The organism is Citrobacter sp. T1.2D-1, assembly GCF_950098555.1.
Lineage (GTDB): Bacteria > Pseudomonadota > Gammaproteobacteria > Enterobacterales > Enterobacteriaceae > Citrobacter_A > Citrobacter_A telavivensis.
In genome coordinates this window covers 28825-55240 of record NZ_CATNHH010000011.1, presented here as the reverse complement: position 1 = coordinate 55240, position 26416 = coordinate 28825, and the positions used below count along the sequence as shown (strand labels likewise).

Here is a 26416-nt window from a genome sequence, read left to right as displayed (position 1 = left end):
TGGATATTTCTTAACCCCTTAGTTTTGGTGGGGACGCGTATCGCTTGCTATCGCGCCCGCGTTTCGAATATTATTCTGCCGGCATAATAATAATTCTCGTTTACGTTATCATTCACTTTTCATCAGAGATATACCAATGGCGCGTCAAAAAACTGCTCAGCCAAAACACTCGCTGCGTAAAATCGCAGTTGTAGTAGCCACAGCGGTTAGCGGCATGTCTGTCTATGCACAGGCGGCGGTTGAACCGAAAAAAGAAGACACTATCACCGTAACCGCTGCACCTGCTCCGCAGGAAAGTGCGTGGGGCCCATCTCCGACTATTGCCGCGAAGCGCTCCGCCACTGCCACCAAAACAGATACGCCTATCGAAAAGACTCCACAGTCTGTTTCGGTAGTGACGCGTGAAGAAATGGATATGCATCAGCCTGGGTCGGTGAAAGAGGCTTTAGCCTATACGCCCGGCGCAGCAGTTTCGACACGTGGCGCTTCCAGTACGTATGATTTCGTTATCATTCGCGGCTTCTACACACCTGGTCCGACCCCGAACAATTACCTTGATGGCATTAAACTACAGGGTGATTACTACAGTTCTGCCGTTGTTGACCCTTACATGCTTGAACGTGTAGAGATGATGCGTGGGCCAACTTCTGTTCTTTATGGGAAAAGTAACCCAGGTGGCCTGATCTCTATGGTCAGCAAAAGCCCAACATCAGAGCCGTTAAAAGAAATTCAATTCAAAATGGGTACAGATAATCTGTTCCAGACCGGTTTTGATTTCAGTGATTCTCTGGATGATGACGGCGTCTATTCCTATCGTTTAACAGGGCTGGCACGTTCTAATGACGAACAACAGGATTTCGCGAAGCAGAAGCGCTATGCCATTGCGCCGGTGTTTAGCTGGAAACCTGATGACAGAACCAATCTGACGTTGCGGGCAAACATTCAGAATGAACCTTCAACGGGTTATTACGGATGGTTGCCGAAAGAAGGTACTGTAGTACCGTTGCCTGATGGTTCCCGTTTGCCAGTGAGCTTTACTGACTACGCTCCGAACAATACTTATTCACGTTATGAGCGTATGGTTGGTTACAGCTTTGAACACAGTTTTGATGATACTTTCACTGTGCGCCAAAATTTACGCTATAGCCAAATAAAGACATCCCAGCAGAGCGTGTACGGTTTTGGGGCTGTGGGTAATCAATTGACCCGCTCAAGCATCGTAGCCAATGAACGCTACAATGATTTCGGTGTGGATACCCAGTTGGAAAGCAAGTTTGCGACGGGAGACGTCGGACATACTCTGCTGACCGGTATCGATTATTCACGTTTGCGTAATGATATCGATAACGCCTACGGAACTGCACCGTCGTTAGATATGAATAACCCCGTGTATACGGATGTTGATTTCCCGGACGCGAAACCGTTCCAGCTCAATACCCAGCACCAAACTGGTGTATATGTCCAGGATCAGTTGGAATGGAATAAATGGGTTGCAACATTGGGAGGTCGTTATGACTGGTCCCAGCAGGCAACAACCATTCGAGCCAGCAATCAGAAAGTTGAGCGTAATGATGAGCAATTCACCTGGCGCGGTGGGATAAACTATCTCTTTGACAACGGTATTACACCGTACTTTAGCTACAGCGAATCTTTCGAGCCGAACCCATCTAAAGCGTGGGCTGCAACGCCTGCTGACAATGTTGCTTATGCGCCGTCAAAAGGTAAGCAATATGAAGCTGGTGTGAAATACGTTCCAAAAGATCTGCCGGTTGTTGTTACTGCTGCTGTGTATGAGCTGACAAAAACAAATAACCTGACCACCGACCCGCTGAATCCGTTTGCACAGGTCCCAGCCGGTGAAATACGTTCTCGTGGCGTTGAGTTAGAAGCGAAAGCCGCAGTGAATGCGAACATTAACGTGACAGCGTCTTATACGTATACCGATGCTGAATATACGGAAGACACGACGCTTAAAGGTAAAACGCCTGTTCAAGTACCAAAAAATATGGCTTCTTTGTGGGGCGATTACACCTTCAATGAAGGCCCGCTGTCTGGTTTAACTCTGGGAACAGGTGGTCGTTATGTCGGTTCCAGCTATGGTGATCCAGCGAACTCCTTCAAAGTAGGTAGTTCAACAGTGATGGATGCTGTCGTTAAATACGATCTCGCACGCCTGGGTATGGCGGGTTCTAGCGTTGCAGTTAACGTTACCAACCTGTTTGACCGCGAATACGTCGCCAGCTGCTTCGATACTTATGGCTGCTTCTGGGGCGCGGAACGTCAGGTCGTTGCTACCGCAACTTTCCGCTTCTAATTTTTCTTTGGGCACGCATGGCGTGCCCGCTTTACAAGTTGGCCGCTATGCAGGAACAGACCCATCATCCCGATACCACGTTTGCACTGCGTGATGTCTCCTTTCGCGTGCCTGGTCGCACGCTTCTGCATCCTCTGTCGTTAACCTTTCCCGTCGGTAAAGTGACTGGCCTTATCGGCCACAACGGTTCAGGTAAATCCACGTTGTTAAAAATGCTGGGTCGCCATCAGCCGCCGTCAGAAGGGGATATCCTGCTGGACGCCCAGCCGCTGAACAGCTGGAACAGCAAAGCGTTTGCCCGTAAGGTGGCGTATTTACCGCAGCAGTTGCCGCAGGCGGAAGGGATGACCGTACGTGAACTGGTGGCGATTGGTCGCTATCCGTGGCACGGGGCGCTGGGTCGTTTTGGCGTCGCGGACAGAGAAAAAGTGGAAGAAGCGATCGCGCTGGTGGGGTTGAAACCGCTGGCGCATCGTCTGGTTGACAGCCTTTCCGGCGGTGAACGTCAGCGCGCGTGGATTGCGATGCTGGTGGCGCAGGACAGCCGCTGTCTGCTGCTGGATGAACCCACCTCGGCGCTGGATATCGCCCATCAGGTTGATGTGCTGGCGCTGGTGCATCGCCTCAGCCAGGAGCGTGGCCTGACGGTGATCGCCGTGCTGCATGATATCAACATGGCTGCCCGCTACTGCGACTACTTAGTCGCGCTACGCGGTGGCGAAATGATTGCCCAGGGAACGCCTGCCGACCTGATGCGTAGCGAAACCCTGGAGCGGATTTATGGCATCCCGATGGGGATCCTGCCGCATCCGGCAGGCGCTGCACCTGTGAGTTTTGTGTATTGATGAGCGGCTTACCCCACATAACGCGTCGTCGTTTATTAACGGCGATGGCACTTTCCCCGCTGCTCTGGCAGATGAAACCGGCGCGCGCGGCCTCGGTCGATCCGCATCGCATTGTGGCGCTGGAGTGGCTGCCGGTCGAGCTGTTGCTGGCGCTTGGCGTGACGCCTTACGGCGTGGCGGACATTCCCAATTATCGCCTGTGGGTGAATGACCCCCCACTGCCGGCGTCGGTGATTGATGTCGGCTTACGCACCGAGCCGAATCTTGAACTGCTGACCGAAATGAAACCCTCGTATATGTTCTGGTCGACAGGGTATGGTCCTTCCCCCGAGACGCTGGCGCGGATAGCCCCCGGACGCGGTTTCAACTTCAGCGATGGCAAACAGCCCTTAGCGGTGGCCCGCCGGTCTTTGATCGAGATGGCGCAGATGCTGAATCTGGAACCGGCAGCCGAGCGGCATCTGGCGGAATATGATCAGTTTATTGCCAGCCGGAAACCGCGCTTTGCGCAGCGCGGCGAGCGTCCGCTGCTGTTGGTCACCCTGCTTGATCCCCGTCATATGCTGGTCTTTGGCCCGAACTGCCTGTTCCAGGACGTGCTGGATGAGTACGGTATTCGCAACGCCTGGCAGGGGGAAACCAACTTCTGGGGCAGTACGGCAGTAGGGATCGATCGTCTTGCGGCCTACAAAGATGCCGATGTGCTCTGCTTTGATCATGGCAATAACAAAGAGATGGCGGCACTGATGGCGACACCGCTCTGGCAGGCAATGCCGTTTGTGCGCGAAGGGCGTTTCCAGCGCGTACCGCCCGTGTGGTTCTATGGTGCCACATTGTCGACCATGAACTTTGTGCGCATTTTGGATACTGCGCTGGGGGGGAAAGCGTGAGCAAACGTATTACACGCTTCCCGGCGTTATTGCTGGTGCTGCTGTTTGTTGCTGCGGTGGGCTTAACCTGGACGAATTTCTCTATTGCGCTGCCCCGCGCTCAGTGGCAACAGGCGCTATGGTCACCCAATATCGACATCATCGAGCAGATGATTTTCCACTACAGCCTTCTTCCCCGCCTGGTGATTTCCCTGCTGGTGGGTGCCGGGCTGGGGCTGGTTGGCGTGCTCTTTCAGCAGGTGCTGCGTAACCCGCTGGCGGAGCCGACCACGCTGGGCGTGGCGACAGGTGCGCAACTGGGGATGACGGTCACAACGTTATGGGCGATCCCGGGCGTACTGGCCGCGCAGTTCGCTGCTCTGGCGGGAGCCTGTATTGTCGGGGCGCTGGTGTTTGGCGTCGCCTGGGGCAAACGTCTTTCTCCCGTGACGCTGATCCTCGCCGGTCTGGTGGTCAGTTTGTACTGTGGGGCAATCAATCAGCTGTTGGTTATCTTCCACCACGATCAGTTGCAAAGCATGTTCCTGTGGAGTACCGGAACGCTGACGCAAACCGATTGGGGCGGCGTGCAGCGTCTGTGGCCGCAACTGCTGGGCGGCGTGATGCTCACCCTGCTGTTGCTGCGTCCGCTGACCCTGATGGGGCTGGACGACGGCGTTGCGCGTAATTTAGGGCTGGCGCTGTCGCTGGCGCGTCTGGCGGCGCTGACGCTGGCGATTGTGCTCAGCGCGCTGCTGGTTAACGCGGTGGGGATTATCGGTTTTATCGGCCTGTTTGCACCGTTGCTGGCGAAAATGCTAGGCGCGCGTCGTCTGCTGGCGCGTCTGATGCTGGCTCCGCTGATCGGGGCGCTGATTCTCTGGCTTTCCGATCAGATCATTCTCTGGCTGACCCGGGTATGGATGGAAGTGTCCACCGGTTCCGTGACGGCGCTGATCGGCGCACCGCTGCTGCTGTGGCTATTGCCGCGCCTGCGAAGCATGAGCGCGCCGGACATGAACGTCAGCGATCGGGGGGCGACAGAACGTCAGCATGTGCTGGGCTATGCGCTGATCGGCGGCCTGCTGTTGTTGATTGGGGTGTATGCCGCGCTGTCGTTGGGTCGTGACGCTCAGGGCTGGAGTTGGGCTAGCGGCGTGCAGTTGGAAGAGCTGATGCCCTGGCGCTGGCCGCGCATCCTGGCGGCGGCGATCGCCGGGGTGATGCTGGCGGTGGCGGGGTGCATTATTCAACGGCTGACCGGTAACCCGATGGCGAGTCCTGAGGTGCTGGGGATCAGTTCCGGCGCGGCATTCGGTGTTGTACTGATGCTGTTTCTGGTGCCGGGCAATGCGTTTGGCTGGCTGCTGCCCGCCGGGAGTCTCGGCGCTGCCGCCACGCTGTTGATCATTATGATCGCCGCCGGACGGGGAGGGTTCTCACCCCACCGTATGCTGCTGGCCGGGATGGCGCTCAGTACCGCGTTTACCATGCTGCTGATGATGTTGCAGGCGAGCGGCGATCCGCGCATGGCAGGGGTATTGACCTGGATCTCCGGTTCGACCTATAACGTGTCGGGCGAGCAGGTGCTGCACACCGGGATTGTGATGGTGATCCTGCTGGCCATCACGCCGCTCTGTCGTCGTTGGTTGACGATTTTACCGCTGGGCGGCGATACCGCCCGCGCAGTCGGTATCGCGTTGACACCGTCGCGGGTGGCTCTGCTGTTGCTGGCGGCCAGTCTGACAGCCACCGCCACAATGACGATTGGCCCGCTGAGCTTTGTCGGACTGATGGCGCCGCATATCGCGCGGATGTTGGGTTTTCGTCGAACGATGCCGCATATTGTGATGTCGGCGCTGGCGGGGGGATTATTGCTGATTTTCGCCGACTGGTGCGGGCGGATGGTGCTGTTTCCGTACCAGATCCCGGCAGGGATACTGTCGACGTTTATCGGCGCGCCGTACTTTATTTATCTGTTACGTAAGCAGAGTCGTTGATTCGGTTGTTTTTCGTGTAGGCCGGATAAGACGCTTCGCGTCGCCATCCGGCAATAAAAAAGCCGGGTGGCGGCTTCGCCTTACCCGGCCTACGGTTTAAAACGTACTCTGTTACAGCTTCGCAAACACCCGACGCGCGGCGTCGATGGTGTTATTGATGTCTTCCATGCTGTGCGCCACGGACATAAATCCCGCTTCAAACGCGGATGGCGCAAGGTAAATTCCCTCGTCCAGCATCATGTGGAAGAAGCGCTTAAAGCGTTCCACGTCGCAGGCCATCACGTCCTGATAGCAGGTGACGGTTTTCGCGTCGGTGAAGAAAATCCCGAACATGCCGCCAACGTGGTTAACGACCAGCGGGATCGCGGTTTCTTGTGCCGCTTCCAGCAGACCTTCCGCCAGGCGCGTCGTCAGGTCATCCAGCGTTTCGTGAATGCCCGGCTGCGCCACTTCAGTCAGACAGGCAAAACCTGCCGCCATCGCAATCGGGTTGCCGGAGAGGGTGCCCGCCTGATAGACCGGGCCAGTGGGCGCCAGCGCGTCCATCACGTCGCGACGACCGCCAAACGCGCCCACAGGCATCCCGCCGCCGATGATTTTGCCCAGACAGGTCAGATCCGGTACCACGCTGTAGTAGTCCTGCGCGCCTGCCAGGGCGACGCGGAAGCCGGTCATCACTTCGTCGATAATCAGCAGCGCGCCGAACTCATCGCACAGCGCGCGCAGACCCGGCAGGAATTCCGGCAGCGGCGGGATGCAGTTCATGTTGCCCGCCACCGGCTCTACGATGATACAGGCGATCTCCTGCGGGAACTGCTCGAACGCGGCACGCACGGAATTGAGATCGTTATAGGTACAGGTCAGGGTGTGCTTCGCGAAATCTGCCGGTACGCCCGGAGAGTTCGGTTGGCCCAGCGTCAGCGCGCCGGAGCCGGCTTTCACCAGCAGACAGTCCGCGTGGCCGTGGTAGCAGCCTTCAAATTTGATGATCTTATCGCGGCCAGTGAAGCCGCGCGCCAGACGAATAGCGCTCATGGTCGCTTCGGTACCGGAGTTGACCATTCGCACCATATCCATCGTCGGCACCAGTTCGGTCACCAGTTCCGCCATTTTGACTTCCATCTCGGTTGGCGCGCCGAAGCTTAAGCCCCGCTCTGCCGCCTCGATTACCGCGTTGCGGATTGCCGGATGGTTGTGTCCCAGCACCATGGGGCCCCAGGAGCCGACGTAATCGATATAGGCTTTACCATCGACATCGTACAAATAGGCCCCGTCAGCTTTTTCGATAAACAGCGGAGTACCACCCACGCCAGTAAAGGCGCGAACAGGGGAGTTAACGCCGCCGGGAATTAGCTCGCGTGCTGCGCTGTAGAGGTTTTCAGACTTACTCATGGATGGGTTCCTGATTCGTAGAAAATGTGAATGGTCGCTATTCTAGTTATTCAGAGAAGGTTATGAAAGTTTTGCGCATTTGAAACAGTACGATTTGCAGGGGATTTTCGGGGAAGAGGCGAGTACAATGCCGCCTCTGCATTTGTATTACCAATTAATGATCATCTGATGAAGACAGAAACTCCCTCTTTTGAAGCACAGCAAATTGTGCGCTTACGGCGCAGGGACCAAATCCGTCGACTGTTGGAGCGTGATAAAACGCCGCTGGCGATCTTAATGATGGCGGCAGTGGTGGGGACGCTCACCGGCCTGGTGGGCGTGGCGTTCGAAAAAGCGGTGAGCGGGGTGCAAAACCTGCGTATCGGTGCGCTGGTGAATGCGGCCGATCATCCGCTTCTGCTCTGGCCGCTGGCGTTTATTCTCTCCGCATTACTGGCAATGGTCGGCTATTTTTTGGTGCGTAAATTTGCGCCGGAAGCCGGTGGCTCGGGGATCCCAGAGATTGAAGGGGCACTGGAAGAGCTGCGCCCCGTTCGCTGGTGGCGCGTGTTGCCGGTCAAGTTTATCGGCGGGATGGGTACGCTGGGGGCGGGGATGGTACTGGGTCGCGAAGGGCCAACGGTACAAATCGGCGGGAATATAGGTCGTATGGTGCTGGATATCTTTCGTATGCGCAGCGCCGAAGCACGCCATACCCTGTTGGCGACCGGGGCGGCTGCGGGGCTTTCCGCCGCCTTCAATGCGCCGCTGGCGGGCATTCTGTTTATCATTGAGGAGATGCGCCCGCAGTTTCGCTACAACCTTATCTCGATCAAAGCCGTCTTCACTGGTGTGATTATGTCGAGCATTGTTTTTCGCATCTTCAATGGTGAATCGCCGATTATCGAGGTGGGGAAACTGTCCAACGCGCCGGTCAATACGCTGTGGCTGTACCTGATCCTCGGGATGATTTTCGGCTGCGTGGGGCCAGTTTTCAATAAGCTGGTGCTGGGTACCCAGGATATGTTCCAGCGTTTTCATCACGGTAATATGACCAAATGGGTGCTCATGGGCGGGTCGATTGGCGGTCTGTGCGGCATTCTGGGACTGATTGAACCCGCGGCGGCGGGTGGCGGTTTTAACCTTATCCCGATTGCGGCGGCGGGCAATTTTAGCGTCGGGCTGCTGCTGTTTATCTTTATCGCGCGGGTGATCACCACCTTGCTCTGTTTCTCTTCTGGCGCGCCGGGCGGCATTTTTGCGCCGATGCTAGCGTTGGGTACGCTGTTGGGGACGGCATTTGGCATGGCAGCCGCCGCCGGTTTTCCGCATTATCAGCTTGAGGCCGGGACGTTCGCCATCGCCGGAATGGGCGCACTGCTGGCGGCTTCGGTGCGCGCGCCGTTGACCGGGATTGTGCTGGTGCTGGAGATGACCGATAACTATCAGCTCATTTTGCCAATGATTATTACCTGTCTTGGCGCAACACTATTGGCACAATTCCTGGGCGGAAAACCGCTATACTCCACTATTCTTGCCCGCACGCTGGCGAAGCAGGAAGCAGAGCAGGCGGCAAAAAGTCAGACGACCACCGCTGGCGAGAATACTTGAATGAAATACCAGGGTATTAGATAATGGCGTTAATATTGGGTCAGAATTTGCCCAATTGCCGATGTCGTTTGGAGCAAAAATATGAGTGATGACGTAGCGCTGCCACTGCAATTTACTGAAGCAGCAGCCAATAAAGTAAAAAGCCTGATCGCTGACGAAGAAAACCCGAACCTGAAACTGCGTGTGTATATCACCGGAGGGGGATGCAGCGGTTTCCAGTATGGTTTTACCTTTGATGATCAGATCAACGAAGGCGATATGACCATCGAGAAACAGGGTGTTGGCCTGGTGGTTGACCCAATGAGCCTGCAGTATCTGGTCGGCGGTTCCGTTGACTACACCGAAGGTCTGGAAGGTTCCCGCTTCGTAGTCACCAACCCGAATGCGAAAAGCACCTGCGGGTGTGGTTCTTCCTTCAGCATCTGAGTGCTGTCTGTCATGCCGGATGACGGCATAAAAGCCTTATCCGGCCTACGGTGTTGTTCTGTTGTAGGCCCGATAAGCGCAGCGCCATCGGGCAAAATCAAGTCAACGACCATTCTCATCTAACGCAAACGTCGGCAGCTTCAGATGCCAGCGGATCGCCGCGAGGCGAATCACCAGCGTGACAACCATCCCCAACATACTGGCGGCTTCTAACGGCATCGCGAAGGTGTAATGCGCGGTGGCATGGACGATCCCGCCGATGATACAGGCCGTAGCGTAGATTTCCGTACGCAGGATCATCGGGATTTCCCGCGCCAGCACATCGCGAATGATGCCGCCGCCCACGCCGGTAATGACGCCCATACAGATAGCCACCAGGGGGCCGGTGCCCGCAATAAATGCTTTGTTGACGCCGATACCCACAAAGACCGCCAGGCCGACGGCGTCCAGCACCGGCAGCATCCATTTGGGTAAGCGTCTGGGCTGACGCACCAACAGGATTGTCAGCATGCTCGTGACCATCGCTACCACCAGATCGGTCGGATCTTTGACCCAGAAAACGGGCCCGTTATCTAATGCCATATCGCGGATTGTCCCGCCACCCACGGCGGTAACCACACCCAAAACCAGCACGCCAAACGGGTCCATACGCAGTTTTCCGGCCAGTAACACGCCAGAGATGGCAAATACCGCGGTACCTACAATATCCAGCCAATAGACGAGCATTCTCAAAACCTCACAACAAACCTGGTGGGGGCAGACGCTAATTCATCTGTGAAAGCGCATTACAGAGTTGTTTTGCGGCGAGGATAATACGCGGGCTTGCGCGTTCAAACCAGTCACTGGTGAGGGGAATTACCGGAATTTGTAGCTGATCACCCCAGTATTGTTTAATTTTGAGAATTTCCCCCGCATCTCCGGCGACAACGATCGCCTGCGGCGCGCGCGCTAGCACCTGTTCGCGACTGACCTGCGGCCAGGGAACCCGGCTACCGGCAAAGATGTTTTCTCCGCCGCAGAGCTCAATAACCTCGTTTTGAATTGACCCTTTTCCGCTGGTAAAGGGAGGATTGATGCCAAACTGCAAAAACACGCGTTTTTTCGCTTTGCCTGCATACTGAGATTTTAGCTGCGAATAGTCGTCCAGCAAGGTTTGCGCGGCGCGCTTTGCTATTTCGGGATGCGGGCTAAAGGCGGCCAGTTTCCGCAACGTATCGGCAATCTGCTCAATAGTGACGGCATCGATCCACATGACCTTGATGCCCAGCGAGGTGAGTTGATTCACCTGCCGTTCGGCATTGCCGCCGCGCCAGGCGAGGACCAGATCCGGCTTCAGCGCCACAATCCGTTCCAGATTCATGCCTTGCCAGGTCGAGACCTGTTCAATGCGTTGCGCCTGCGGCGGATAGTCAGAATAGCTGCTGACGCCAACGGGCGTGATCCCGGCGGCAAAGGCGAGCTCCGTATTGGCTGGAGAGAGTGAGATCACGCGAGGTGTGGCATGCAGCCACACCGGAAGGGCTAACAGCAGGGCGACAAGCGCCCTGGAGAGGGATTTAGCCATGCGCCAGTTTCTGTACCAGCGATTCGACCATCAGCGTGGATTGTTTCGCGGCAACGGCCAGGAATTCATCAAAGCTGAGATGGGACTGTTGATCGGCGACGTCAGAGATCGCGCGGACCACGACAAACGGCACCTTGAAGTTATGGCAAACGTGGGCAATCGCAGTGGCTTCCATTTCAACGGCAATTGCCTGCGGGAAGTTATGCTGGATTTTGGCCAAACCCACGGAACCGTTGATAAAGGCATCGCCGCTGACGATCAGACCACGCACCGCGTTCAGGTTCAGTTGCGCAATGCAGGACTCCGCTGCGGCGATCAGTTTTTCATCGGCTTTAAAGCCGGCCGGGCAGCCCGGCAGTTGACCGAACTCATAACCAAATGCGGTGACGTCAGCGTCGTGATAGCGCGCTTCGTCAGAGACCACAATGTCGCCCACTTTCAGGGTCGGTGCGAGGCCGCCTGCGGAACCGGTGTTAATAATGACGTCCGGCTTGCAGCGTTCCAGCAGCAGCGTTGCGCCCAGCGCCGCCGCCACTTTACCAATACCGGATTTCAGCAGCGCAACGTCGGTTCCGTTTAACTGACCGGTGTAAATTTCGCAACCGCCCAGGGTGAGAGTTTGACGGTTTTCGATTTTGTCACGCAGCAGCGTAACCTCTTCTTCCATTGCACCAATGATGCCGATTTTCATAGATTTACTCGCGCCAGGTGAGATTTAAAGGCATAGTCTATCATGCGCTTAAGGCGAAGTGCATTCTCACGCGGGAGAGGACATGTCACAGATTGATTTCCGGAAAAAAATAAACTGGCACCGTCGTTTTCGTTCACCGCAAGGGGTAAAAACCGAGCATGAGATTCTACGCATTTTTGAAAGCGACCGTGGGCGCATCATTAATTCTCCGGCGATCCGTCGCTTGCAGCAAAAAACCCAGGTGTTCCCCCTCGAGCGTAATGCCGCCGTGCGTACGCGTCTTACCCATTCGATGGAAGTTCAGCAGGTGGGGCGCTATATCGCCAAAGAGGTCTTAAGCCGCCTCAAAGAACAGAAATTGCTGGAACAATACGGCCTGGATGAGTTGACGGGACCGTTTGAGAGCATCGTCGAAATGTCCTGCCTGATGCATGACATTGGCAACCCGCCGTTTGGCCATTTTGGCGAGGCGGCGATCAATGACTGGTTTCGCCAGCGCTTACATCCGGCGGATGCGGAAAGCCAACCCTTAACGGAAGATCGTTGCATTGTGGCGACGTTGCGTCTGCGTGAAGGCGAGGAGTTGCTGAATGATATCCGTCGTAAAGTACGCCAGGATCTGTGTCATTTCGAAGGGAATGCGCAGGGAATTCGGCTGGTACACACGTTGATGCGGATGAACCTGACATGGGCCCAGGTTGGCGGGATCTTAAAATATACTCGCCCGGCATGGTGGCGGGGAGACACACCCGCGACGCACAACTATTTAATGAAAAAACCGGGCTATTACCTTTCTGAAGAACCGTATATTGAGAGGTTACGTAAAGAACTGGATCTCGCCCTTTACAGTCGCTTTCCGTTAACCTGGATAATGGAAGCCGCCGACGATATCTCTTATTGTGTAGCCGATCTGGAAGATGCAGTAGAGAAAAGAATCTTCAGCGTTGAGCAACTCTATCATCATTTACATGAAGCCTGGGGACAGCATGAGAAAGGTTCGCTCTTTGCGCAGGTTGTCGAAAATGCCTGGGACAAATCACGCGCAAATTATCTGAGTCGCAGTACTGAAGATCAGTTTTTCATGTATTTGCGGGTAAATACGCTTAATAAACTGGTGCCCTACGCCGCGCAGCGTTTTATTGATAACCTGGCGGAGATCTTCGACGGAAGGTTTAATCAGGCGTTGCTGGAAGACGGCAGCAGTTTTAGCCGGTTGCTGAAGATCTATAAAAATGTTGCGATGAAACATGTGTTTAGCCATCCTGATGTGGAGCAACTCGAATTACAGGGTTACCGGGTGATCAGTGGCTTACTCGATATCTACCGTCCTTTATTAAGCCTGCCGCTTGCGGATTTCAGTGAATTAGTGGAAAAAGAGCGCCTGCAGCGTTTTCCTATCGAATCGCGCTTATTTCAGAAACTGTCAACGCGTCACCGACTGGCCTACGTGGAGGCCGTGGGTAAATTAACGTCAGATTCACCTGAGTATCCTGTGCTGGAATATTATTACCGTTGCCGGCTGATCCAGGATTATATCAGCGGCATGACCGACCTCTATGCCTGGGATGAATATCGTCGCCTGATGGCGGTTGAACAATAAGCTGAGTTTTGTAAAGACGGACAATAAATTTTTACCTTTTCCATAAACTTCTGTCCGGAACTTAGCGCTATAAAATGAATCTGACGTACACAGCAATTTTGCGTTATCTGTTAATCGAGATTGAGACACATGAAAAAAACCACATTAGCAATGAGTGCACTGGCTCTGAGTTTAGGTTTGGCGTTATCCCCGCTTTCTGCAACGGCAGCTGAAACTGCATCAGCCACGACCGCACAGCAGATGCCAAGTCTGGCACCGATGCTCGAAAAAGTGATGCCATCGGTGGTCAGCATTAACGTGGAAGGTAGCACAACCGTCAATACGCCGCGTATGCCGCGTAATTTCCAGCAGTTCTTTGGTGATGATTCCCCGTTCTGCCAGGACGGTTCACCGTTCCAGAGCTCGCCATTCTGTCAGGGTGGCGGTATGCAGGGCGGTAACGGTGGCGGCCAGCAGCAGAAGTTCATGGCGCTGGGTTCTGGTGTCATCATTGATGCTGCGAAAGGCTATGTCGTCACCAACAACCACGTGGTGGATAACGCCACGGTGATTAAGGTTCAACTGAGCGATGGCCGTAAATTCGACGCTAAGATCGTCGGCAAAGACCCGCGTTCTGATATCGCGCTGATCCAGATTCAGGATCCGAAAAACCTGACGGCGATTAAACTGGCTGACTCCGACGCACTGCGCGTGGGGGATTACACCGTCGCCATCGGTAACCCGTTTGGTCTGGGCGAGACGGTGACTTCCGGTATTGTCTCAGCGCTGGGTCGTAGCGGCCTGAATGCGCAAAACTATGAAAACTTCATCCAGACCGATGCGGCGATCAACCGGGGTAACTCCGGCGGTGCGTTGGTTAACCTGAACGGCGAGCTGATCGGCATTAACACGGCGATCCTCGCGCCGGATGGCGGCAACATCGGTATCGGTTTTGCGATCCCAAGCAATATGGTGAAAAACCTGACCTCTCAGATGGTGGAATTCGGCCAGGTGAAACGCGGTGAGCTGGGGATCATGGGTACCGAACTGAGCTCCGAGCTGGCGAAAGCGATGAAAGTCGACGCTCAGCGCGGCGCGTTTGTCAGCCAGGTCATGCCGAACTCGTCTGCCTCGAAGGCCGGAATTAAAGCCGGGGATGTGATCACCTCTCTGAATGGTAAACCGATCAGCAGCTTCGCCGCATTGCGTGCGCAGGTTGGCACCATGCCGGTGGGCAGCAAAATTACTCTCGGCCTGCTGCGTGACGGTAAGCCGGTTACCGTTAATCTGGAACTGCAGCAGAGCAGCCAGACTCAGGTTGATTCCAGCTCCATCTTCAGCGGCATTGAAGGGGCTGAAATGAGCAACAAAGGTCAGGATAAAGGCGTCGTGGTGAACAACGTGAAAGCGAACACCCCGGCGGCGCAGATTGGCCTGAAGAAAGGGGATGTGATTGTTGGCGCTAACCAGCAGCCGGTGAAAAACATCGCTGAACTGCGTAAAATCCTCGACAGCAAACCGTCTGTCCTGGCGCTGAACATTCAGCGTGGCGACAGCAATATCTACCTGTTGATGCAGTAATTCCCCCTGAACCCCTTCCTTTCACAGGAAGGGGTTTCGTTTTGTGATACTTCCCACAACTCCATACTTCTTCCCTTTGCTTTGTGCATTCGCACAATGTCAGCGTTCCTTATCTTCTTTATGCTGGAGCTCTGCTCACAGGAGGGGTTTATGGCTGGCTGGCATCTTGATACCAAAATGGCGCAGGATATCGTGGCACGCACGATGCGCATCATTGATACCAATATCAACGTAATGGATGCCCGTGGGCGGATCATCGGCAGCGGCGATCGCGAACGTATTGGTGAATTGCACGAAGGCGCACTGTTAGTCCTCTCTCAGGGTCGTGTGGTGGATATTGATGACGCTGTCGCGCGCCATCTGCACGGCGTCCGTCAGGGGATCAACCTGCCGCTGCGTCTGGAAGGCGAGATCGTGGGCGTGATTGGCCTGACCGGCGAGCCTGAGCATCTGCGCAAGTATGGCGAACTGGTGTGCATGACGGCGGAGATGATGCTGGAACAATCGCGCCTGATGCACCTGCTCGCGCAGGACAGTCGCCTGCGTGAAGAGCTGGTGATGAACCTGATTCAGGCAGAAGAGAACACGCCGGCGTTGACCGAATGGGCGCAACGTTTAGGCATTGATCTCAACCAGCCGCGCGTAGTGGCGGTGGTGGAAGTGGACAGCGGGCAACTCGGCGTGGACAGCGCCATGGCGGAGCTGCAGCAGTTACAGAATGCACTGACCACCCCGGAGCGTAATAACCTGATTGCGATTGTTTCGCTGACTGAGATGGTGGTGTTAAAACCGGCGCTGAATTCGTTTGGCCGCTGGGATGCGGAAGATCACCGCAAGCGCGTTGAGCAGCTTATTGCGCGCATGAAAGAGAACGGGCAGTTACGCTTTCGCGTTTCGCTGGGCAATTACTTTACCGGGCCTGGCAGTATCGCGCGTTCGTACCGTACCGCGCGCACGACGATGATGGTTGGCAAACAGCGAATGCCGGAAAGTCGTAGCTATTTTTATCAGGATTTGATGCTGCCGGTGCTGCTCGACAGTCTGCGCGGCGGCTGGCAGGCCAATGAGCTGGCGCGTCCGCTGGTACGACTGAAGGCGATGGACAATAACGGTCTGTTGCGCCGCACTCTGGCGGCATGGTTTCGTCACAACGTGCAGCCGCTGGCCACCTCGAAGGCGCTGTTTATTCACCGTAACACACTGGAGTATCGACTGAATCGCATCTCAGAATTGACCGGTCTGGATTTAGGGAATTTTGACGACCGGTTGCTGCTGTACGTAGCGTTGCAACTGGATGAGCAGCGTTGATGAATTGCCTGATGGCGCTACGCTTATCAGGCCTACGAGGATGAACCTGTAGGCTGGATAAGGTGTATGAGGATGCACCTGTAGGCCGGATAAGGCGTATGACGCCGCCATCCGGCAACAAACGGCTTATTTACGCGTCAGTTTTTCCAGATCGGCTTCGATCTCGGTGATTTTATTCGCCACCACGCTTTCCAGATGGCGTAAGTCATCAAGGATCTTGCGTTTCAGATCCACTTCAGTGCGATCGCGCTGGCAAATTTGATCGAGTTCGTCGATCACGTAGCGCAGGTTAGGACTGATCTCCTGCACCTCTTTGTATCCCTGACCGATACCATCGGCGACCACGGTTTTGCGTTGGCGGGGGTATTTAAACTTCACGCTTTTGGCAAAGAATTCACCTTTATCCTTCTGAAAATAGATTTTCAGGATATCGTTGTTGGCTTCTTGCCGCAGGCTGTAACGATCGATTTCTTCAGGATTAGTAATGCCCAGACTTTTCAGATTGTCATACATAGCGGTACCCTTAAGCTCACTATAACTATTGAATAATTAACGAAAAGCCCTGTTTCTGCCACTCGCAGATGTAAAAAAAGCGGGCTAAGCCCGCTTTTTCAAATCACCGTTAGTCGATGGTGCGCAACAACTCGTTGATACCGACCTTGCCGCGCGTTTTGGCGTCGACTTTTTTCACAATCACCGCACAGTACAGGCTGTACTTACCATCTTTCGACGGCAGGTTGCCGGAAACGACAACCGAGCCCGCCGGAACGCGGCCATAATGAACTTCGCCAGTTTCACGGTCGTAAATACGGGTGCTCTGACCAATATAAACGCCCATTGAAATCACGGAGCCTTCTTCCACGATCACGCCTTCTACCACTTCAGAACGCGCGCCGATGAAGCAGTTGTCTTCGATAATGGTCGGGTTCGCCTGCAGCGGTTCCAGTACGCCACCGATGCCGACGCCGCCGGACAGGTGAACGTTTTTGCCGATCTGCGCGCAGGAACCGACGGTTGCCCAGGTATCGACCATCGTGCCTTCATCAACATAAGCGCCGATGTTGACATAAGACGGCATCAGCACGGTGTTACGGGCGATAAATGCACCCTGACGCACTGCTGCAGGCGGAACCACACGGAAGCCTTCTTTCTGAAAGCGCGCGTCGTCGTAGTTCGCGAATTTCATCGGCACTTTATCGAAGTAGCGGCTTTCCGCGCCGTCGATCACCTGGTTATCGTTGATACGGAAAGAGAGCAGAACCGCTTTCTTCAACCACTGGTGAGTCACCCACTGACCGTCTACCTTTTCTGCCACGCGCAGTACGCCGGAATCCAGCAGAGAAATCACCTGATTCACCGCTTCACGGGTCACGGTATCCACATTGGCCGGAGTAATGTCGGCACGGCGCTCAAAAGCGGTCTCAATAACGTTCTGTAACTGCTGCATTGTTAAACTCTTTCCCTATAAATAAACACACTACCCTTTATCGTTTGGATTGAGGGCCTCTGTCAACCGTTGATGCACTTCCTGCTGAAGCTCATTATTAAGCGCACGCCGGTCCGCTGTGGCGATTATGAATAAATCTTCTACTCGCTCGCCAATGGTTGTAATTCGGGCGCCATGAAGCGAAATTCCGAGATCGGCAAAAATTTGCCCGACCCGCGCCAGCAGCCCGGGCTGATCGAGCGCGATAAGCTCGAGGAACGATTTGCGGTCGGTGTGTGTCGGCAGGAACGTGACCTCGGTATCGACGGTAAAATGGCGCAATTTTGCCGGCTGTCGACGCGGCTGCGGCGGCTGCCAGCTGTGCTGGGTGATTGCCTGTTCCAGTCCAAAGCGGATGGCTTCATGTCGGTCTGACGACAATGGACTGCCGTCCGGTTCCAGTACGATAAAGGTATCCATCGCCATTCCGTCGCGGGTCGTAAAAATCTGCGCATCGTGGACGCTCAGATTACGTCGGTCCAGCTCGGCGCAGACGGCGGCAAACAGATACGGTCTGTCCGGACTCCAGATGAATATTTCCGTCCCGCCGCGCGTCGCCTGCGGGCTGAGCAGAATTAACGGCTCGCTGAGGTTGTGCTGCAACAGATGACGCGCATGCCAGGCCAGCTGATTTGGGCTGTGGCGCACTAAGTAGTTGGCGCGACAGCGCGACCAGATATGGTGCAGCGCCTCTTCATCAATGTTATCCATCCGCAGCAAAGCCAGCGCCTGCAACTGATGATGACGCACGCGCTCGCGCATGTCCGGCGTGTTTTGCATCCCCCGACGCAGCTGTTTTTCCGTGGCGAAGTACAGTTCACGTAGCAGGCTTTGCTTCCAGCTGTTCCACAGCGTTTCGTTGGTGGCGCAAATATCCGCTACCGTCAGGCAGACCAGGAAGCGCAGGCGGTGTTCCGTCTGCACTTCTTCGGCGAACTGCTTAATGACTTCGGGATCCTGAATATCCCGGCGCTGAGCGGTCACCGACATCAGCAGATGCTGGCGAACCAGCCAGGCAATCAGTTGCGTTTCGCGCGAGTTCAGACCATGCAGTTCAGCGAATTTGAGCACGTCTTGCGCACCCAGCACCGAGTGGTCGCCGCCGCGCCCCTTGGCAATATCATGGAACAGCGCGGCGATAAAAATCAGCTCGGGCTGACGCAGACGCGGCCAGAGATCCACGCACAGCGGGTGACGCTGACGGGTCTCTTCTTTGGCAAAACTTTCCAGCTTCAGCATCACGCGAATCGTGTGCTCGTCCACCGTGTAGGCGTGGAACAGGTCAAACTGCATCTGCCCAACAATACGTGACCACTGCGGCATGTAGGCCCACAGCACGCTATGGCGGTGCATTGGGAGCAGACCGCGGCTGACCGCGCCAGGGTGACGCAGCATACTGAGAAACAGCGACCGCGCCTCCGGGATATAGCACAGCGGCTGATTCAGATGGCGGCGCGCATGGCGCAGATGGCGCAGAGTGGTGGAGTAGATCCCGGTGATCGCACTGTTGCGTACCATGGTATAGAACATCCGCAGGATCGCTTCCGGTTCACGGATGAACAGATCGTCCTGACGCAGATCGATTAGCGTGCCGCGCAGTTGAAAGTCGTCATCAATAGGACGCGGTTTCTCGTCGGCGGACAGCGCGAGGATCGCTTCGTCAAACAGTTGCAGCAGCATCTGGTTGAGTTCAGTAACGCGGCGGGTGACGCGGAAATAATCCTTCATCATCTGCTCGACCGGTTCGTTACCTTCGCCGCTGTAGTTCAGGCGTTGAGCGACGCTCAACTGGCGATCGAACAGCAGGCGGTTATCGTAACGACTGACCACTAAATGCAGAGCAAAACGAATACGCCACAGAATGTGCAGGCATTCGTTCAGCTCAGCGCGCTCTGCCTGGGTCAAAAAGCCGAAGCCCACCATCTCGTCGAGCGAGGTGGCGCCAAAATGGCGACGAGCGACCCACTGCAGCGTATGGATATCGCGCAGGCCGCCGGGACTGCTTTTGATATCGGGTTCGAGATTATAGCTGGTACCGTGATAGCGCTGGTGGCGCTGATGCTGCTCTTCCACTTTGGCGGCGTAAAACTTATCGGACGGCCAGAAGCCTTCGCTAAAGATATGCTTTTGCAGCTCCAGAAAAAGGGCCACGTCGCCAATCAACAAACGGGTTTCAATCAGGTTGGTGGCAACAGTCAGGTCCGATAACCCTTCCAACAGGCACTCTTCCAGCGTACGCACGCTGTGTCCGACCTCCAGTTTGACGTCCCATAGCAGCGTCAGCAGTTCGCCGACCTTTTGCGCCTGTTCGTCCGGTAATTTTTTACGGCTCAGGATGAGCAGGTCGATGTCGGAAAGCGGATGCAGCTCACCGCGCCCGTATCCGCCAACGGCGACCAGCGCCAGGTCGGCAATCTGTCCAAAACCGGCGTCGATCCACAGGCGTTGCAGCAACTGGTCGATAAATTCGGTACGGGCTTCAATCAATTGTTCGGCGGAAATCCCACTGTCGAAGGCATCCCCCAACCACTGCTGGAAGGTGTCGATGCGCGTTTTGACTCCGGAGACGGTGAGTTCGTCGCGAGACCAGGTACCCGGATTCTGCGGCTGACCGGGGAGGGTGGGGAGTGCGGTATTCGCGTGCTGTTCAGGAAGTGTATTCATCATGCGCCACCCATTAAAAAAGCCGGATACGGCGAAAGCGCCTTATCCGGCCTACGGAATAGTGCCATTTGTAGGCCTGATAAGCGAGAGCGCCATCAGGCAAAAAAGTTATACGTCGTGCGTGAGTACCGCCGGGATGGTGTCATCCTTGCGTAACGTCAAAATTTCACAGCCGTTTTCGGTTACCACAATAGTATGCTCGTATTGCGCAGACAAGCTTCTGTCTTTGGTTTTGACCGTCCAGCCGTCTTTCATGGTACGGATGCGGTAATCACCGGCGTTCAGCATCGGTTCGATGGTAAAGGTCATGCCCGGCTGCAGTACCACGCCGCCGTCGTCCGCATCATAGTGCAGCACCTGCGGCTCTTCGTGGAAGCCGCGGCCAATACCGTGTCCGCAGTATTCACGTACCACGGAGAAACCTTCGCCTTCCGCATATTTCTGGATTGCCGCGCCGAGGGTGCGCAGGCGGATACCCGGTTTTACCATTCGCAGCGCCAGATACAGGCTTTCCTGCGTGACGCGGCACAGACGCTCGCCCAGAATGGTCGGTTTGCCGACGATAAACATTTTGGAGGTGTCACCGTGGTACTCATCTTTGATGACGGTCACGTCGATGTTGACGATATCGCCGTCTTTCAGATGCTTGGCATCATCCGGAATGCCGTGACACACCACTTCATTAATAGAGATGCAGACGGATTTCGGATAACCGTGATAGCCGAGACAGGCGGAGATCGCGTGCTGCTCGTTGACGATATAGTCATTACAGATACGATCCAGTTCACCCGTGCTGACGCCCGGTTTGATATACGGTTCGATCATCTCCAGCACTTCCGCGGCCAGACGGCCCGCGACGCGCATTTTTTCGATTTCTTCAGGGGTCTTGATTGAGATAGCCATGAATTCTGTCCATCAGTGTCGGTTATTTCGACAATAATTGTGTAAGTGCTGCCAATGGTATCAGCCAGGGGTATACCCTGCCAAATTGAGAATCATTCTGAACTTCGCCTTTCGTGCCACAAGTGCGTTGGCTGCTTAGTGACTCCGCCCCTGCCGGGGCCGCTGCTGGCATCGTTCAATTCAGCACAGACCACCAACAATTATTGGTGTCTGTGGCGTATTTGTGGTATAAAGCGCGCCGGACTTCCGATCTCATTTCGTATACACAGAATAGACGGAAGCGACAAATCTCACTTTGTGTAACAACACACACGTATCGGCACATATTCCGGGGTGCCCTTTGGGGTCGGTAATATGGGATACGTGGAGGCATAACCCCAACTTTTATCTATAGAGGTTTTAATCATGGCAACTGTTTCCATGCGCGACATGCTCAAGGCTGGTGTTCACTTCGGTCACCAGACTCGTTACTGGAACCCGAAAATGAAGCCGTTCATCTTCGGTGCGCGTAACAAAGTTCACATCATCAACCTTGAGAAAACTGTACCGATGTTCAACGACGCTCTGGCTGAACTGAACAAGATTGCTTCTCGTAAAGGTAAAATCCTTTTCGTTGGTACTAAACGCGCTGCAAGCGAAGCGGTGAAAGACGCTGCTAACAGCTGCGACCAGTTCTTCGTGAACCATCGCTGGCTGGGCGGTATGCTGACTAACTGGAAAACCGTTCGTCAGTCCATCAAACGTCTGAAAGACCTGGAAACTCAGTCTCAGGACGGTACTTTCGAAAAGCTGACCAAGAAAGAAGCGCTGATGCGTACTCGTGAGCTTGAGAAACTGGAAAACAGCCTGGGCGGTATCAAAGACATGGGCGGTCTGCCGGACGCTCTGTTCGTTATCGATGCTGACCACGAGCACATTGCTATCAAAGAAGCAAACAACCTGGGTATTCCGGTATTTGCTATCGTTGATACCAACTCTGATCCGGACGGTGTTGACTTCGTTATCCCGGGTAACGACGACGCCATCCGTGCTGTTAGCCTGTACCTGGGCGCTGTCGCTGCAACCGTTCGTGAAGGCCGTTCTCAGGATCTGGCTTCCCAGGCGGAAGAAAGCTTCGTAGAAGCTGAATAATAAGGCACGCTCGTTCGAGCCCCCTTATAAACCAGGTAGTATCACGTTTGGTTAGGGGCCCTTTAGGCCCCTTTTTCACTTTTAAATCTGTGCGGTTTGACGCCGGGCAGATCAAATCTTCCGAGGATTTTAGAATGGCTGAAATTACCGCATCCCTGGTAAAAGAGCTGCGTGAGCGTACTGGCGCAGGCATGATGGATTGCAAAAAAGCACTGACTGAAGCTAATGGCGACATCGAGCTGGCAATCGAAAACATGCGTAAGTCCGGTGCTATCAAAGCAGCGAAAAAAGCAGGCAACGTTGCTGCTGACGGCGTAATCAAAACCAAAATCGATGGCAACATCGCTTTCATTCTGGAAGTTAACTGCCAGACTGACTTCGTTGCTAAAGATGGCGGTTTCCAGGCATTTGCTGACAAAGTCCTGGACGCTGCTGTGGCGGGCAAAATCACTGATGTTGAAGTGCTGAAAGCGCAGTTCGAAGAAGAGCGCGTTGCGCTGGTTGCGAAAATCGGTGAGAACATCAACATCCGTCGTATCGCTTCTCTGGAAGGCGACGTTCTGGGTAGCTATCAGCACGGTGCGCGTATCGGTGTTCTGGTTGCGGCTAAAGGCGCTGACGAAGAGCTGGTTAAACAGCTGGCGATGCACGTTGCTGCAAGCAAGCCTGAATTCGTTAAGCCGGAAGACGTGTCTGCTGAAGTGGTAGAAAAAGAATACCAGGTCCAGTTGGACATCGCGATGCAGTCTGGTAAGCCGAAAGAAATCGCAGAGAAAATGGTTGAAGGCCGCATGAAGAAATTCACAGGCGAAGTTTCTCTGACTGGTCAGCCTTTCGTTATGGAGCCGAGCAAGTCTGTTGGTCAGTTGCTGAAAGAGCACAACGCTGACGTGACTGGCTTCATCCGCTTTGAAGTGGGCGAAGGCATCGAGAAAGTTGAGACTGACTTTGCAGCAGAAGTTGCTGCGATGTCCAAGCAGTCTTAATTGTCGAAAAGGAGCCGCCTGAGGGCGGCTTCTTTTTGTCACCCATCACGCAAAAATCAGTATGGCTCTTATTTCGTTGTACTGAGTAGCGGCATATCATTTGTCGCCAGAATTAACCCCCATTTTTAATCGTCGACAGTCTCAGGAAAGAAACATGGCTACCAATGCAAAACCCGTCTATAAACGCATTCTGCTTAAGTTAAGTGGCGAAGCTCTGCAGGGTTCGGAAGGCTTCGGTATTGACGCAAGCATACTGGATCGTATGGCTCAGGAAATCAAAGAACTGGTTGAACTGGGTATTCAGGTTGGTGTGGTGATTGGTGGCGGTAACTTGTTCCGTGGTGCTGGTCTGGCGAAAGCGGGTATGAACCGCGTTGTGGGCGACCACATGGGCATGCTGGCCACCGTGATGAACGGCCTGGCAATGCGCGATGCGCTTCACCGCGCCTATGTGAACGCCCGCCTGATGTCCGCCATCCCACTTAATGGCGTATGTGACAACTATAGCTGGGCAGAGGCTATCAGCCTGCTGCGCAATAACCGCGTGGTTATCCTTTCTGCGGGTACGGGGAATCCTTTCTTCACCACTGACTCTGCGGCCTGCCTGCGTGGCATTGAAATCGAAGCTGACGTGGTTCTGAAAGCGACGAAAGTTGATGGCGTCTTTACTGCCGATCCGGCGAAAGATCCTTCTGCTACCATGTACGAGCAACTGACTTACAACGAAGTGCTGGATAAAGAACTGAAAGTAATGGATCTGGCCGCGTTCACGCTGGCGCGTGACCATAAGTTGCCGATTCGTGTCTTTAACATGAACAAGCCTGGTGCACTGCGTCGCGTAGTCATGGGTGAAAAAGAAGGCACATTAATTACGGAATAATTCCCGTAACGGCTAAATAGAGGTAAGATTCCGCGTTAATATCGCGGGCTTACCCGCAATATTTTAATCAGGGCTATACTAAGCACACCTCTGCAGGTGTCCTGTCTGGTCTGACTGAGACAAGTTTTCAAGGATTCGTAACGTGATTAGCGATATCAGAAAAGATGCTGAAGTACGCATGGAAAAATGCGTAGAAGCGTTCAAAAACCAAATCAGCAAAATACGCACGGGTCGTGCTTCTCCCAGCCTGCTGGATGGCATTGTCGTGGAATATTACGGCACGCCTACGCCGCTGCGTCAGCTGGCAAGCGTAACGGTAGAAGATTCCCGTACCCTGAAAATCAACGTGTTTGACCGCTCCCTGAGCCCGGCCGTTGAGAAAGCGATTATGGCTTCTGACCTCGGTCTGAACCCGAGCTCTGCGGGCAGCGATATTCGCGTTCCACTGCCTCCGCTGACGGAAGAACGTCGTAAAGATCTGACGAAAATCGTTCGTGGTGAAGCTGAACAGGCGCGTGTTGCCGTACGTAACGTCCGCCGTGACGCAAACGACAAAGTGAAAGCGCTGCTGAAAGACAAAGAGATCAGCGAAGATGACGATCGCCGCTCTCAGGACGACGTACAGAAAATGACTGACGCCGCTATCAAGAAAGTGGATGCGGCGCTGGCAGATAAAGAAGCAGAACTGATGCAGTTCTGATTCTCCTGTACGCTCAAAACGCCGCTCAGAAGATCGTTTAGGATCGGCTGGCGGCGTTTTGCTTTTTAATCTGTCCATACCCTGGATAATTTGCGTCGCAGGAAAGCTAACACACCTGCAACGTGAAGGATGACAGGTATCATTTTGCTGGATGTTTGATGAAGCAATTAACCATTCTGGGCTCGACCGGCTCTATCGGCTGCAGCACGCTGGACGTGGTGCGCCATAATCCTGAGCACTTCCGTGTTATCGCGCTGGTGGCAGGTAAAAATGTCAGTCGTATGGTGGAGCAGTGCCTGGAATTTTCCCCGCGCTATGCCGTGATGGATGATGACGCCAGCGCGCGCCTCCTCAATGCCACGCTGAAACAGCACGGTAGCCAGACGGAAGTCCTGAGCGGACAACAGGCGGCCTGTGATATGGCGGCGCTTGATGAGGTTGATCAGGTGATGGCTGCCATCGTGGGCGCTGCGGGCCTTCTGCCAACACTTGCCGCTATTCGTGCGGGAAAGACCATTCTGCTGGCAAACAAAGAATCTCTGGTGACCTGTGGACGCCTGTTCATGGATGCCGTGAAGCGCAGTAAAGCCCAACTTTTGCCGGTAGACAGCGAACATAACGCTATTTTTCAGAGTATGCCCCAACCCATTCAACACAATCTGGGATACGCTGACCTGGAGCAGAATGGCGTGATGTCCGTTTTGCTTACCGGGTCTGGTGGCCCGTTCCGGGAAACGCCGCTGCATGAGCTGGTGTCGATGACGCCCGATCAGGCATGCCGTCATCCGAACTGGTCGATGGGACGTAAGATCTCCGTCGACTCAGCCACTATGATGAATAAAGGTCTGGAATACATTGAAGCGCGTTGGTTGTTTAACGCCAGTGCACGCCAGATGGAAGTGCTGATTCACCCGCAGTCGGTGATTCACTCGATGGTGCGTTATCAGGACGGCAGCGTTCTGGCGCAATTGGGTGAGCCGGACATGCGCACGCCTATCGCTCATACGATGGCCTGGCCGAATCGCGTAACCTCCGGCGTGAAGCCGCTCGACTTCTGCAAACTCAGTGCGTTGACGTTCAGCGCGCCGGATTACCAACGTTACCCATGCCTGAAGCTGGCGATGGAGGCGTTTGAGCAGGGGCAAGCTGCCACAACCGCGCTGAATGCAGCCAATGAAGTTGTCGTTGCTGCATTTCTTGCTGAAGAAATACGCTTTACCGATATCGCCGATCTCAATTTAGCTGTGCTGGAGCAGATGGATCTGGAGGAACCCCAGAGCGTTGATGACGTACTGAGGGTGGATGCGATTGCGCGAGAAGTCGCCAGAAAACAAGTGATGCGACTCGCAAGCTTAGGATAATCCTTCTACAGGAGATCGTGCTATTTGTTAGCGTTGTGCTTCAGTGATATAGTCTGCGCCACCTGATCGCAGGTATTTGGCTTTTTTGGGTCAGGTAAGCCGTGGTTTGACACGGCTTTTTTGTGTAAAGGCTTCAGTATTCCTGA

Annotated in this window: 22 protein-coding genes and 1 pseudogene; 15 read left to right on the top strand and 8 right to left on the bottom strand. The window is 54.6% G+C overall.

Translation table 11 applies throughout. The annotated features are described in order from the left end of the window. Positions 1 to 136: 136 nt before the first annotated feature. From fhuA to fhuB, 4 genes are read left to right on the top strand one after another with little or no spacing between them, the layout of a single operon-like run. Positions 137 to 2314 (top strand): ferrichrome porin FhuA, encoded by a 2178-nt coding sequence (gene fhuA, locus QQZ17_RS11335; protein WP_152405829.1) that lies wholly within the window; start codon positions 137 to 139, stop codon positions 2312 to 2314. Between the two features lie 47 nt (positions 2315 to 2361). After that, positions 2362 to 3159, top strand: coding sequence for a Fe3+-hydroxamate ABC transporter ATP-binding protein FhuC (gene fhuC / locus QQZ17_RS11330; protein WP_044255394.1), 798 nt, complete (start codon positions 2362 to 2364; stop codon positions 3157 to 3159). Beyond that, entirely contained in the window at positions 3159 to 4049 is an 891-nt protein-coding gene (gene fhuD / locus QQZ17_RS11325; protein ID WP_152405828.1) for a Fe(3+)-hydroxamate ABC transporter substrate-binding protein FhuD, read from the top strand. Before fhuC ends, fhuD begins: the two co-directional genes overlap by 1 nt. Then, complete coding sequence (gene fhuB, locus QQZ17_RS11320; protein ID WP_152405827.1) at positions 4046 to 6028, top strand: Fe(3+)-hydroxamate ABC transporter permease FhuB; 1983 nt, start codon at positions 4046 to 4048, stop codon at positions 6026 to 6028. The genes fhuD and fhuB overlap by 4 nt, the downstream gene beginning before the upstream one ends. Before the next feature lie 111 nt (positions 6029 to 6139). Here the strand turns inward: fhuB and hemL are convergent, their stop codons facing one another. After that, positions 6140 to 7420 (bottom strand): glutamate-1-semialdehyde 2,1-aminomutase, encoded by a 1281-nt coding sequence (gene hemL / locus QQZ17_RS11315; protein ID WP_152405826.1) that lies wholly within the window; start codon positions 7418 to 7420, stop codon positions 6140 to 6142. Between the two features lie 168 nt (positions 7421 to 7588). Here hemL and clcA point away from each other — a divergent pair, with 168 nt between their 5' ends. The 3 genes and pseudogenes from clcA to erpA all read left to right on the top strand — a co-directional run bounded on the left by clcA (position 7589) and on the right by erpA (position 9436). After that, entirely contained in the window at positions 7589 to 9010 is a 1422-nt protein-coding gene (gene clcA / locus QQZ17_RS11310) for a H(+)/Cl(-) exchange transporter ClcA (RefSeq protein ID WP_152405825.1), read from the top strand. 31 nt (positions 9011 to 9041) lie between these two features. Further along, positions 9042 to 9095 (top strand): annotated as a pseudogene (gene yadW, locus QQZ17_RS26415) (small protein YadW); the annotation flags it as partial. After that, positions 9092 to 9436 (top strand): iron-sulfur cluster insertion protein ErpA, encoded by a 345-nt coding sequence (gene erpA / locus QQZ17_RS11305; RefSeq protein WP_046475767.1) that lies wholly within the window; start codon positions 9092 to 9094, stop codon positions 9434 to 9436. The pseudogene yadW and the gene erpA, both read left to right, overlap by 4 nt. Positions 9437 to 9538: 102 nt before the next feature. On the opposite strand, the gene QQZ17_RS11300 is transcribed toward erpA, so the two are convergent. From QQZ17_RS11300 to mtnN, 3 genes are read right to left on the bottom strand one after another with little or no spacing between them, the layout of a single operon-like run. Beyond that, the gene (locus QQZ17_RS11300) at positions 9539 to 10162 is read right to left on the bottom strand and encodes a TRIC cation channel family protein (RefSeq protein WP_042323720.1); all 624 of its coding nucleotides are present in this window, start codon (positions 10160 to 10162) and stop codon (positions 9539 to 9541) included. 37 nt (positions 10163 to 10199) lie between these two features. After that, positions 10200 to 11000 (bottom strand): vitamin B12 ABC transporter substrate-binding protein BtuF, encoded by an 801-nt coding sequence (gene btuF / locus QQZ17_RS11295; RefSeq protein WP_152405824.1) that lies wholly within the window; start codon positions 10998 to 11000, stop codon positions 10200 to 10202. Continuing rightward, positions 10993 to 11691, bottom strand: a complete 699-nt coding sequence (mtnN, locus tag QQZ17_RS11290; protein ID WP_152405823.1) for a 5'-methylthioadenosine/S-adenosylhomocysteine nucleosidase — start codon at positions 11689 to 11691, stop codon at positions 10993 to 10995. The genes btuF and mtnN overlap by 8 nt, the downstream gene beginning before the upstream one ends. A gap of 82 nt (positions 11692 to 11773) precedes the next feature. On the opposite strand from mtnN, the gene dgt reads away from it, so the two are divergent. The 3 genes from dgt to cdaR all read left to right on the top strand — a co-directional run bounded on the left by dgt (position 11774) and on the right by cdaR (position 16159). After that, on the top strand, positions 11774 to 13291 hold the full coding sequence (gene dgt / locus QQZ17_RS11285) for a dGTPase (RefSeq protein WP_152405822.1): 1518 nt from the start codon (positions 11774 to 11776) through the stop codon (positions 13289 to 13291). Between the two features lie 129 nt (positions 13292 to 13420). After that, on the top strand, positions 13421 to 14851 hold the full coding sequence (gene degP / locus QQZ17_RS11280; RefSeq protein WP_046475779.1) for a serine endoprotease DegP: 1431 nt from the start codon (positions 13421 to 13423) through the stop codon (positions 14849 to 14851). A gap of 150 nt (positions 14852 to 15001) precedes the next feature. Next, positions 15002 to 16159, top strand: coding sequence for a DNA-binding transcriptional regulator CdaR (gene cdaR, locus QQZ17_RS11275; protein WP_042323710.1), 1158 nt, complete (start codon positions 15002 to 15004; stop codon positions 16157 to 16159). Between the two features lie 126 nt (positions 16160 to 16285). On the opposite strand, the gene QQZ17_RS11270 is transcribed toward cdaR, so the two are convergent. From QQZ17_RS11270 to map, 4 genes are all read right to left on the bottom strand, one after another. Continuing rightward, positions 16286 to 16672: a DUF3461 family protein gene (locus tag QQZ17_RS11270; protein WP_042289892.1), complete on the bottom strand. Its 387-nt coding sequence runs from the start codon at positions 16670 to 16672 to the stop codon at positions 16286 to 16288. A 109-nt stretch (positions 16673 to 16781) separates the two neighbouring features. Then, on the bottom strand, positions 16782 to 17606 hold the full coding sequence (gene dapD, locus QQZ17_RS11265) for a 2,3,4,5-tetrahydropyridine-2,6-dicarboxylate N-succinyltransferase (RefSeq protein WP_152405821.1): 825 nt from the start codon (positions 17604 to 17606) through the stop codon (positions 16782 to 16784). Between the two features lie 30 nt (positions 17607 to 17636). After that, a complete protein-coding gene (glnD, locus tag QQZ17_RS11260; RefSeq protein WP_152406392.1) occupies positions 17637 to 20309 on the bottom strand; it encodes a bifunctional uridylyltransferase/uridylyl-removing protein GlnD in 2673 nt (890 codons plus the stop codon). 108 nt (positions 20310 to 20417) lie between these two features. Beyond that, positions 20418 to 21212, bottom strand: coding sequence for a type I methionyl aminopeptidase (map, locus tag QQZ17_RS11255; RefSeq protein WP_152405820.1), 795 nt, complete (start codon positions 21210 to 21212; stop codon positions 20418 to 20420). 405 nt (positions 21213 to 21617) lie between these two features. Here map and rpsB point away from each other — a divergent pair, with 405 nt between their 5' ends. The 5 genes from rpsB (at position 21618) to ispC (ending at position 26270) form a co-directional block, all read left to right on the top strand. Then, positions 21618 to 22343, top strand: a complete 726-nt coding sequence (gene rpsB, locus QQZ17_RS11250; protein WP_042323700.1) for a 30S ribosomal protein S2 — start codon at positions 21618 to 21620, stop codon at positions 22341 to 22343. Positions 22344 to 22477: 134 nt separating this feature from the next. Further along, a complete protein-coding gene (tsf, locus tag QQZ17_RS11245) occupies positions 22478 to 23329 on the top strand; it encodes a translation elongation factor Ts (protein WP_042323696.1) in 852 nt (283 codons plus the stop codon). Between the two features lie 154 nt (positions 23330 to 23483). Then, on the top strand, positions 23484 to 24209 hold the full coding sequence (gene pyrH, locus QQZ17_RS11240) for a UMP kinase (protein WP_042323694.1): 726 nt from the start codon (positions 23484 to 23486) through the stop codon (positions 24207 to 24209). 142 nt (positions 24210 to 24351) lie between these two features. Then, complete coding sequence (gene frr, locus QQZ17_RS11235; RefSeq protein WP_046475801.1) at positions 24352 to 24909, top strand: ribosome recycling factor; 558 nt, start codon at positions 24352 to 24354, stop codon at positions 24907 to 24909. Positions 24910 to 25067: 158 nt separating this feature from the next. Then, on the top strand, positions 25068 to 26270 hold the full coding sequence (ispC, locus tag QQZ17_RS11230; protein ID WP_152405819.1) for a 1-deoxy-D-xylulose-5-phosphate reductoisomerase: 1203 nt from the start codon (positions 25068 to 25070) through the stop codon (positions 26268 to 26270). Positions 26271 to 26416: the final 146 nt, after the last annotated feature.